The organism is Phenylobacterium sp., assembly GCF_031181185.1.
Classification (GTDB): Bacteria; Pseudomonadota; Alphaproteobacteria; order Caulobacterales; family Caulobacteraceae; genus Phenylobacterium.
In genome coordinates, this window is the sequence record NZ_JAPSKZ010000333.1 from 1 (window position 1) to 1,675 (window position 1,675).

The following is a 1,675-nucleotide window of genomic DNA, read 5'->3' on the forward strand; positions in this document are numbered from 1 at the left end:
TCCGCCCTTGGTCGCCATCGTCGTGCCGCCCGCCGCGACCGCCTGCCAGGAGTGGGCCGGCGTGCCGGGCACCCAGACGGCGGCCCGCATGCCCACCGTGGGCGTCACCCAGCTCACGTCGCTCACGTCGGTCGAGCCGCCGCCGTCGCCGCCGATCCGCATCGGCTGCACTTCGGCGGCGCTTTCCAGCTTGGCGTCGTTGGCCGGCAGCTGCTTGGCCATGGCCTCGGCGAAGGCGCGCTCCTGGGCGTCCCAGACCACCCCGCCCACGTCGCGCAGGTTCTCGTCCATCACGCGGGCCAGGGTCTCGTTCGGCAGCATGTTGTAAACGCCGCCGGTCTGCTCGAAGCTGACCTTCGTCTCGGTGGCCATGGCCGCGCCCTCGGCGGCCTTCTGCACCCGGGCCATCACGTCGCGCACCACCTGCGGGTCGCGGTGCCGGACGTAGTAGTAGGCCTCCGCCTTCTCAGGCACGACGTTCGGCGCATTGCCGCCGTCGGTGACGACGTAGTGGATGCGGGTGCCGTCGGGGATGTGCTCGCGCAGCATGTTGACCGCCGCATTCATCACCTCCACGCCATCCAGCGCCGAGCGGCCCCGCCAGGGCGCCGCCGAGGCATGGGACGATGCGCCCACGAACCGGAACTTCCCGCTGATGTTAGCCAGGCTCACGCCCTGGCTCGCGTCATTGGCGTCGCCCGCGTGCCAGTGCAGGGTCGCGTCCACGTCCTGGAACAGGCCGGCGCGCACCAGGTAGACCTTGCCTGAGCCGCCCTCTTCCGCCGGGCTGCCATAGACCCGCACCTCGCCCTTGACGCCGTTGGCCTTCATCCACTGGACCAGCGTAATCGCCGCCTGCACCGAGGCGGCGCCGAAGACGTGGTGCCCGCAGGCGTGGCCGGCGACGCCAGGCAAAGGCTTGCGCTCGGGAGCCGCCGCCTGGGCCAGCCCCGGCAGGGCGTCGTATTCGGCGAGGATGCCGATCACCGGCCCCTCGCCGGTCTTGAAGCTGGCGACGAAGGCGGTGGGCATGCCGGCGACGCCGGCCTCCACTTTGAAGCCCACCTTCTTCAGCTCGGACTGCAAAAGCGCCGAGCTCTTGTGCTCCTGGTAGCCGACCTCGGCGAAGCCCCAGATCTGCTTGGCCACTTCGCCCAGCCGCGGCCCGGCCTTGTCGACGCTGGCCTTGATCGAGGTCCGGTCGGCCGCCGACAGCGGCTCCGCGCTCGCCGCGCCTCCGACCATCATCACGGCCGCCGCCGCCAGAAGAACCCGCTTCATCGAAAGCCCCCGCCAGAAACTGAACTCAGGCCACTCTAGGCGTGGAATCCGGACTGGCAATTCGGGAGTACGTAGCGCCGGTATGGCGACCGCGAACGCACGCCAGCCGCCTCGTGCCGGAGCGCCCGCTTCGAACGTCAGTTATGGGTCGGTAGCGGAGGTTCCATCCGCCACCAGATGCAGCTGCTCCGTGAAAGGGTGGGGGTTTTCTAGTCGCTCACGCGCTCCGCTCGCCAGAGTTCACGCTCACCCGCCCGGCGAACGGCCGTGATACGCCCGTCGCCCGTGCGGTCGAACTGCAACGTTGATCCGACACCCATGCCGAACATCGAACCACCTCTGGGCGTCACCGCGACATGTTCCCCTGTGTCCGCCATGGGTCGGAAGCGGACAT

Annotated in this window: 2 protein-coding genes; both read right to left on the bottom strand. The window is 69.7% G+C overall.

What is annotated here, in order from left to right; translation table 11 throughout:
• Nucleotides 1-1,281: amidohydrolase (locus RIF93_RS20595; protein WP_309093307.1), on the bottom strand; the 1,281-nt coding region annotated here is incomplete at its 3' end.
• Nucleotides 1,282-1,490: 209 nt separating this feature from the next.
• Nucleotides 1,491-1,675: hypothetical protein (locus RIF93_RS20600; protein ID WP_309093308.1), on the bottom strand; the 185-nt coding region annotated here is incomplete at its 5' end.